The 7,924-nt window shown below is 53.0% G+C and carries 7 protein-coding genes and 1 tRNA gene; 4 read left to right on the top strand and 4 right to left on the bottom strand.

Annotated elements, in window-relative coordinates:
• Nucleotides 1-290, top strand: a 290-nt coding sequence (locus POG22_RS08125) for a zinc ribbon domain-containing protein (RefSeq protein ID WP_498904638.1), incomplete at its 5' end; no start/stop codon positions are given.
• 103 nt (nucleotides 291-393) lie between these two features.
• Here POG22_RS08125 and POG22_RS08120 read toward each other — a convergent pair.
• Both POG22_RS08120 and POG22_RS08115 read right to left on the bottom strand, forming a co-directional pair.
• A complete protein-coding gene (locus POG22_RS08120; RefSeq protein ID WP_017662216.1) occupies nucleotides 394-822 on the bottom strand; it encodes a photosystem I reaction center subunit II PsaD in 429 nt (142 codons plus the stop codon).
• A gap of 104 nt (nucleotides 823-926) precedes the next feature.
• Nucleotides 927-3,101: a DICT sensory domain-containing protein gene (locus POG22_RS08115; protein WP_498904636.1), complete on the bottom strand. Its 2,175-nt coding sequence runs from the start codon at nucleotides 3,099-3,101 to the stop codon at nucleotides 927-929.
• 269 nt (nucleotides 3,102-3,370) lie between these two features.
• Here POG22_RS08115 and modA point away from each other — a divergent pair, with 269 nt between their 5' ends.
• Entirely contained in the window at nucleotides 3,371-4,165 is a 795-nt protein-coding gene (modA, locus tag POG22_RS08110; RefSeq protein ID WP_498904634.1) for a molybdate ABC transporter substrate-binding protein, read from the top strand.
• Between the two features lie 9 nt (nucleotides 4,166-4,174).
• Here modA and POG22_RS08105 read toward each other — a convergent pair whose 3' ends face one another.
• Entirely contained in the window at nucleotides 4,175-5,596 is a 1,422-nt protein-coding gene (locus tag POG22_RS08105) for an ion transporter (RefSeq protein ID WP_498904632.1), read from the bottom strand.
• Nucleotides 5,597-5,854: 258 nt separating this feature from the next.
• Here POG22_RS08105 and POG22_RS08100 point away from each other — a divergent pair.
• Nucleotides 5,855-5,928: transfer RNA gene (locus POG22_RS08100), tRNA-Asp, on the top strand.
• Nucleotides 5,929-6,091: 163 nt separating this feature from the next.
• Complete coding sequence (gene gltX / locus POG22_RS08095; RefSeq protein ID WP_498904631.1) at nucleotides 6,092-7,528, top strand: glutamate--tRNA ligase; 1,437 nt, start codon at nucleotides 6,092-6,094, stop codon at nucleotides 7,526-7,528.
• A 268-nt stretch (nucleotides 7,529-7,796) separates the two neighbouring features.
• Here the strand turns inward: gltX and POG22_RS08090 are convergent.
• A partial coding sequence (locus POG22_RS08090; RefSeq protein ID WP_498904563.1) for a transposase occupies nucleotides 7,797-7,924 on the bottom strand: 128 nt, incomplete at its 5' end.

Genomic DNA, 7,924 nt, shown 5'->3' with positions numbered 1-7,924 from the left:
ACCGATGGGAGCCTACGAGCCAAGTTTGCTCGGAGTGTGGTTTTAAGTGGGGCAAATTAGACCTATCAGTACGTTCGGTCGTGTGCTTGAGTTGTGAAACTGAACACGACCGCGACGAAAACGCTGCGAGAAATATAGAAATGGTCGGCATGGGGCATCGGCACGACCTTAAACGGACGGGGAGCGACTGTAAGACCTCTTCGGAGGCGAGTTGCTGGGAACAGTCAAGAATCACGCCCGGCTTCAGCGGGCGTGAGTATGTCAAACATCGATCGAGACATATTACGTAAACTCAGCTACATTTTGTAAGGCAAATCCAGAAGCCTTCCAAAAAAGAGAATGTAGAGAGTAAAAAACTCTCCACATTCTCCAAACTCAACCTGAAATCGAAGCCTAAACCTCGAAGGGTTGCTTGCCGCTGAACTTCAGTTTAGCGGGTTCGGGATTCTTACCGATGTTGCGATCGACCTTGTTATTGAAGGGACGGCCTTCATTAACTTTTTCAGGGAACACACCATCTTTCGGATGGAGATATTCCATTTCACCGTTGGGGTAAATCCGATAGATTTTAAAATCTTCGATTTTAGGCTTGAACTTCGTCCGCAGTTGCGTACCCAAAGCCAGGCACTGCTCCTTGCGAGCCAAGTACAGCAAGTTTTCCCCTTCGTTCATGATCGCCGCACCACCGGTGGGCATTTCAAAAACTTGTTCTTTAGAACTGGTCCAGGTGATGGCGTATTTTTCTTCGACGTCCGCTTTGGTCAGCAAACCGCCCGTGCTACCACCGAAAATCGGAGTTTTTCCAGTGAGTTCTTCTGCCATAGTTTATCGAACGAGATTTAAGAGTTCGATCGGCATCCTATCACCGACTTCCGCAAGGGCGATCGATATCGTCAACAAATGTAACAGTTTTCACGACCGCCCCCTCACGATCGCCGACGCTTCGAGGACGCCGAAACCCCTTTGCTTTGTCCGGGGGAGCGGCGTGAGTTACGCCCGTCTTCGAGGATAGGAATTGTAAAGTGGAATCGACTGCCGCGATCCTTGCCCTCCGACTCCGCCCACACCTGACCGCCCCAGCGTTGGATGGCTTGGCGACAGATTGCCAGTCCCAACCCCGTGCCGCCAGTGGTGCGGCGCAGGGCCCCTTCTTCCTGGTAAAACCGCTCGAAGATGGCTTCGACGCGATCGGGTTCGATACCTCGTCCCGTGTCGGCTACCGTCACTTTAACGGTGCGATAACCGCTCGGGTGGGCGCGAACGGTTATCGTGCCGTCATCGGGCGTAAACTTACAGGCGTTATCGAGGAGTTTGCTGAGAACCTGTACCAGCCATTCCCCGTCAGCTTGCACCAAGGGTAACTCCTCCGGTACGTCGATAACGAGTTCGGGTAAGCGATCGCGATCGTAACGGGTGTGAACGCTACTGAGAGACAAATCCACACATTCCCGTAACGAGAGCGGTTCTAAATGCCACTCGACGCGTCCGCTTTCAAAGCGAGACAGGGTCAAAAAGTCCTGTACTAATTCTCGCAGGCGATCGGCATCGGCCAGGGCGGTATTGAGCATCACTTGCCGCAGTTCTGGTGCCATATCCGGTTCGCTGGCCAGACTTTCGAGACAAATTTGAATCGTCGAGAGGGGCGTTCGCAGTTCGTGTCCCGTAATGGCAATTAAATTGCTGCGCGTCCGTTCTAAGGCTTCGAGTTGCTGGTTGAGGTCTTCGAGGTGGGCGTAGGTTTCCGCTTGAATCAACGCCGTCCCGATTTGCGTGGCGATGGTGTTGACCAGAGCCAATTCGTCTTCGCCCCAGGCGTGGGGACAACCGCGACAATGGTGTAACTCGATAATTCCGAGGAGACGGCCGCGATATAGCACGGGCATCATCAACCAGGCGCCGATTTCCCAGCGTTCGACGAGTTCGGCAAAGGTCGATCGCACCTCTGGGTGTTTTCCTTCTGCGGTGCTGATGCGAAAGGCTTCTGAGTCGCCGAGGCCAGAAGACCCCGTCTCGCTAGACCGAGTGAGGAGTTGCGAAATCGTGCGAACGAGAGCGTTGCTCGCCTCGCTGGTATCGTCCACATACACGCCCGTTTTACGGGTGGCGACTTCCCGAAACAAGGGGTTATCTCGTAACTGCCAGGTTTCGCCCACCAGGGAGGATACCTCGGGACGAGCGTATTCGTGGGCGATGGTGGTGGTGACGTCGTTGTCTTTACAGCGGTAGATCGAGCAACGGCAGACATCGAGGGCTTGTCCTAACTCGCCGACCGCTACTTCTAAGATTTCGTTGGGATCGAGGGATTCGCGAATGGCAGAGGTGATGGAGTTGACGAGGCGTTCTTTTTCCTCCTGGGCGGAGATAGAACGGTAGGCTTTGAGCAGTTTGTATTGTCCGGCTTGCAAGTAGGCGATCAGCCGTTCGGCAAACGGCCCGGGGTTGATGCTGGGTGGGTTGTCCGTTAAAACTAGGCGATCGCGCTGGGATTTTGCAGGCACGGTTTCGGGAGACGGTTCGAGGCCCTGGCTGTCGATGCCATAGGTTTCCCGTGCGTCGGCGACTTTTTCAGCCAGTTCGGGGCGGTAGACGAGGATGCGATCGAGCAGGCGATCGGCTGCGAACAGACTGGCGTCGCGATCGAAGGTCCAAATTCCTTCAAACCGTCGAGCCGGATCGAGATCGAGAACCGTTTTTTTCAGCCAACTGGTTTCGCCGTCGGGGATATGTCGTTCTTGGCAGACGAGACAGGTTCCGTAGTTCCGAGTTAAGACGACCAGGTTCCATTCTTGGCTGAGGGGTTCGCCAGGATCGAAGGCGATGGTTTCGTATTCGAGGGAGCGATTGGCAAATTCGCTCTCTGGGGCGGCGAGAACGTAAACTTGTGGCGTCGCTCGGGCAATTTTGAGGTATCGTTTGGCTTCGATGCGGTAAAATCGCTCTCGTTGAAAACTGGCCACCACCAAGGGGCGATCGTCGCTCGCCAACACTTGGTCTTCCATGGCGTGAGACAGCGCGATCAGTGAAGACTTGAAATACACCTGCGATCGCAGGTTCGGGAGGGCTTGCAGCAAATCTTCCAATACGGAAGTCGTTACGCTCATCGATGTTTGTAACCGCTTGCGCTAGGCGTCGTGAAAAGCTTGGAACCCAGTTCGACGAAAAACGCCAGACTCACCGACGATGGCTCCAGATAGGCGAGCTTATATCTACATTACCCGAAACTGCCGTCGCTGCGCCTTCACCTCTGGCAGTCGAGGGCGCGATCGCTCTGAACATTTCGGCACTTCGGTAGGCTCGGTCACAGTTTTCTGGGAGACAGTTAATTAACGTATATATTAATCACTTATTGCTCGTATAGATATAAAAAAAAATGGCACGTCTCGGGTTGCTTTTACTGCTATTGCCCCTGGCCGCTTGTGCGATCGAGTCTCCCTCCGCCACAGCTCCAGAAACCGCCTCTGACACGACGACCTTGACTGTCGCCGCCGCTGCATCTCTGACGGATGCGATGACAGACCTAGCAGAACAGTTTGAGGAACGCTATCCGAATATCGACGTTCGACTCAATTTCGCCGCCTCGGGAACTTTACAGCGTCAAATCGAACAGCAGGCTCCCGTGGATGTCTTCGCCAGTGCCGCGCAGAAACCGATGGACGAGTTAGAACGTCAAGGACTCATCGATCCCGAAACGCGCCGGGTATTCGCCGCCAACCGCATCGTCGTTGTGGTTCCCCAAGAAAGCGAGGTTTCGCTGAAATCCCTCGACGAGTTAAAAACCCCAGAGATCGATCGCCTGGCTATGGGAAATCCCGATACAGTTCCCGCCGGACGATATGCCAAACAAGCCTTAGAAGCGGCGCAATTGTACGGGGAACTCGAAACCGCACAAACCCTAGTGTTTGCTGAAAACGTGCGTCAAGTCCTGGCTTACGTCGAACAAAACAGTGTCGATGCGGCGATCGTCTATCAAACGGATGCGGCGATTAGCGATCGCGTGCGGGTGGCGTTTCCCATTCCCGCCGATTTCAGCGAACCGATTCGCTATCCCATCGCCGTCGTCGGTCAATCAGAGGAACCCGAAGCGGCGCGATCGTTTGTCGAGTTCGTTGCGGGTTCTGAGAGTCAGGCAATTTTAGACAAATATGGATTTTTGACGGGCGATTAACTCCGCACGTTACAACTCAAGATCGTCCCGAGCGATCGCAATCGCACGATCGCTTTCTTTAAATACATAGCGATCGGGATTGACGAAAAATCCCCCATCGAGATCGTGAACGCCGACTAAAATAGCATTTTGCGTTTTCTTTAAGTACACGAACAGATCGAAAAACGTTTGTCCGACCCATTCTTCAGGAATATTAAATACATAAAACTGATTGCCGCGCTCGTAGGTCATCAACTCGGAAAACAACCGCAACAGTCCGGGGCTGAGGGCAGCTTGTGCGAGTAAAAAGCCACTTTGTTCTTCGCTGACGACGTAATCGTTCACGTGACCCATATCGAGATGGGAGCCGTATTCTCGATTGATGAGTTCGGCGCAGGTGTAAACAGCACGATTGAGCTTTTCAGCCGTCAACGCCGCTAAAATCGTGCGAGCGTCCGCGTCGCGATCGGTTCGTCCCAAGGTTTTATCTGACAAAATAATACAGGTTTTCGCCCGTCGGATTCCCGCTTTTTCTAAGACTGAAACTTTCGTGAAATCGTCGTGAATGAAATAAACGCAGTTTTTGAGTGTCGGATCGGAAAACGGCGGATCTCTATCGAGTTGGGCGATCGCTACAATGGGTAACCGTTTGTTGCGGCGGGCGGCGCGGTACTCTCGAACGATAATTTCGGCTTTTTTATTCCAACCACAAATAATAATATGGTCGCTGAATTCTTCCCATTCGATCGCCATCGGCTTCGTCCTTAACTGTTCGATCACAAACGCCGATACCGTTCCCGTCAAAATCGCAAACGTCACCATTCCCATCAACAGAACGAACAGCGACACGAACCGTCCCCCAACAGAAATCGGGAGGCCGGGAATCGGTTCCCCAGCAAATACCGAATACAGACTAAACCAAAACGCATCGGTGAGGTTGTCGATCTGGGGATTTCGACCGCGCTCGAAGACTAACATCGCCGCACTGCTAAAGACAATTGTGGTCATCAGCAGTCCGAAGACGAGGAAATATTCCGTCGCACCCCGACGGAGGAACGCGGGTAGGGCTTGAGCGTACCGATACACTGGGTTGAACCAGCGAGAGGTTTGAAACGTCCCTAACAGACGCATCACGCGCACGATGCGAAACGGCCGCAAAATCGGCACGATCGCGAGAACGTCGAGCCAGTATTCCCGTAAAAACTGACGTTTGGCGTGAGCGCAAAACGCCCGCAGTGTCAGTTCGAGGGTGAAGATAACGGAGATGGTGCGGTTGATGCGAGAGAGGGATTCGATTTCGGGAGCGCCTTCAGGAAGCGAAAATTCTGTCAGGACGAGGGAGACAGAGACGACAATCAATACGATCGCTGCGGCGTTGACCCAAGGGTGACGAAAAAAACGTCGCAGCGATCGCTTGAGGGTAGGGAGGTCGAAAGAGGCCAGATCGTCCAAGGAACTTGCGGATATGACGGGTTTCGGAGCGTTACATTTAACTTGAACTATAGGCGATCGCGCTTCGAGACGGGCGATCGCCTACGATCCGAAACCTTAAAACTCTTTTGAGGTAAGGGTTTGAAGAATTTTTTTGCAGTGTCGAAAAAAAAAATTGAAAAAATGTTTGACAAACCCCGATCCTCTAGGCATAATAGATATTGCGCCTGAAGTCAGGGAGCAACAAACTCGCCTCTCTGCACAAGGCTCCCGATATAGGGGACTGTAGTTCAATTGGTCAGAGCACCGCCCTGTCACGGCGGAAGTTGCGGGTTCGAGCCCCGTCAGTCCCGTTTTAACATCTCAAAAGCGAAACAGGGGTAAGGTTGAAATCTTACCTCTTTTCTCTGGTTTGGGAACGCGCGACAGCGAGAATTCCGCGAGATCGAGATTCCCCAAAACACAAAGATTCCCGTAAGATCGAAAGGTTATAGCGAAGTTCGGAGATAACTAACTGTGTCTGTTCGAGTTCGTCTCGCCCCCTCGCCGACGGGGAACCTACACATCGGCACCGCACGCACGGCGGTCTTCAACTGGCTCTTTGCGAAGCATCACGGGGGTCAGTTCGTGTTGCGAATCGAAGACACGGATTTGGAGCGATCGAAACCCGAGTTTACTGAAAACATTCTCGACGGCTTGCGCTGGCTGGGTTTAGATTGGGACGAAGGGCCGCTGTATCAATCCCAACGGATGGACTTGTATAAAAACGCCGTCCAAACCCTCCTCGATAAAGGCTTGGCCTATCGCTGCTACTGCACCCCGGAAGAACTCAAGGCCATGCGGGAAGCGCAGAAAGCGGCCAAACAAGCCCCCCGCTACGACAACCGACACCGCAACCTGACCCCAGAACAGCAAAAAGCTTTTGAAGATGAAGGGCGCACGGCGGTCGTTCGTTTTAAAATCGACGACGATCGCCAAATTGTTTGGAACGACCTGGTTCGGGGAACGCTAACCTGGAAAGGAAGCGACCTCGGCGGTGACATGGCGATCGCTCGCGCAGCCAAACCCGGCGAAATCGGTCAACCGTTATATAACCTGGCCGTGGTGGTGGACGATATCGATATGAACATCAGCCACGTGATTCGTGGTGAAGACCACATCGCCAACACCGCCAAACAGATTTTGCTGTACGAAGCTCTCGGGAAAACTGCGCCGGAATTCGCCCACACGCCGCTAATTTTGAATCAAAAGGGTCAAAAACTCTCCAAACGCGACGGTGCGACCTCCGTTTCAGAGTTCCGCAACCTGGGTTATACTGCCGAAGCGTTAGCCAACTATATGGCTTTGTTGGGGTGGTCGCCCCCGGACAATGAAGAACGCTTTACTTTAGGAGAGGCGGCGCAAAAATTCGGGTTCGATCGCGTCAATAAAGCCGGAGCGCGGTTCGACTGGGATAAATTAAACTGGCTCAACGGTCAAGTGCTGCACGATCTCCCCGTTGACGAACTTCTCGAAAAGTTGATTCCCTACTGGAAAGCGGCGGGATTCGAGTTCGACGCGGAGCGCGATCGCGCCTGGTTGGTGCAAATCGCCCAAGTTATCGGCCCCAGTTTAACAGTGTTACCGGACGCTGTGGAGATGAGCCGCGCCTTATTTGTCCAGTCTGTGGAGTACGATGAAAAAGCGCAGCAGCAACTGGCGATCGAACAGGTTCCGGAAGTCTTGACGGCGGTTCGCGACAAACTCGCCGAAACCTCGGAACTGACCGAAGATGCAGCGAAAGACATTATCAAGCAAGTCACAAAGGAACTGAAGGTCAAAAAAGGCTTAGTGATGAAGTCTCTCCGTGCGGGATTGACGGGTTCGGTTCAAGGACCGGATTTGATTCAGTCTTGGCTGGTGTTGAACGCTCGCGGTTTGGATAAAGCCCGTTTGGAAAAAGCGATTTCGTAGAGAGCCGTTACAAAGCCAAAATTAAGAGGGTGCATCTCAAAGATGTAAATTCATCGGATACGAGCTTCCGTAGTCGATAGTGCTACGCACCGCTGACGCTTTCCGAGCGGCTGTTGGGTTCCACTCCGTTCCACCCGTGGACGGCAGCGTTGCCGAAGTCCAACCTACCCAGAGCTTCGTGTTTTTACATCCATTGAGATGCACCTTTGTTTATCGAAAAACTTGGGTTTAAAACCCCGTCCCTTCGACTTAGCTCAGGGCAAGCCTTCTAGGACGGCTTTCTCTGATTCTCAATGTATTGCTTGAGAATCTCGACAGGTGCGCCACCAACGGATGACGCAAAATAGCTCGGACTCCACAAGGCATCTTTTTTGTATGGCTTTGGTAGTCCGGCTT

The sequence above is a fragment of the Geitlerinema sp. CS-897 genome (assembly GCF_028368005.1).
GTDB lineage: Bacteria > Cyanobacteriota > Cyanobacteriia > Cyanobacteriales > Geitlerinemataceae > Baaleninema > Baaleninema simplex.
This window is presented reverse-complemented; position numbering and strand designations above follow the sequence as displayed.

What these genes read in the sequence shown, in the direction of transcription:
- modA (WP_498904634.1), top strand. Translation starts at nt 3,371, where the DNA reads ATGGCACGTCTCGGGTTGCTTTTACTGCTATTGCCCCTGGCCGCTTGT.
- POG22_RS08115 (WP_498904636.1), bottom strand. Translation starts at nt 3,101, where the DNA reads ATGAGCGTAACGACTTCCGTATTGGAAGATTTGCTGCAAGCCCTCCCG.
- POG22_RS08120 (WP_017662216.1), bottom strand. Translation starts at nt 822, where the DNA reads ATGGCAGAAGAACTCACTGGAAAAACTCCGATTTTCGGTGGTAGCACG.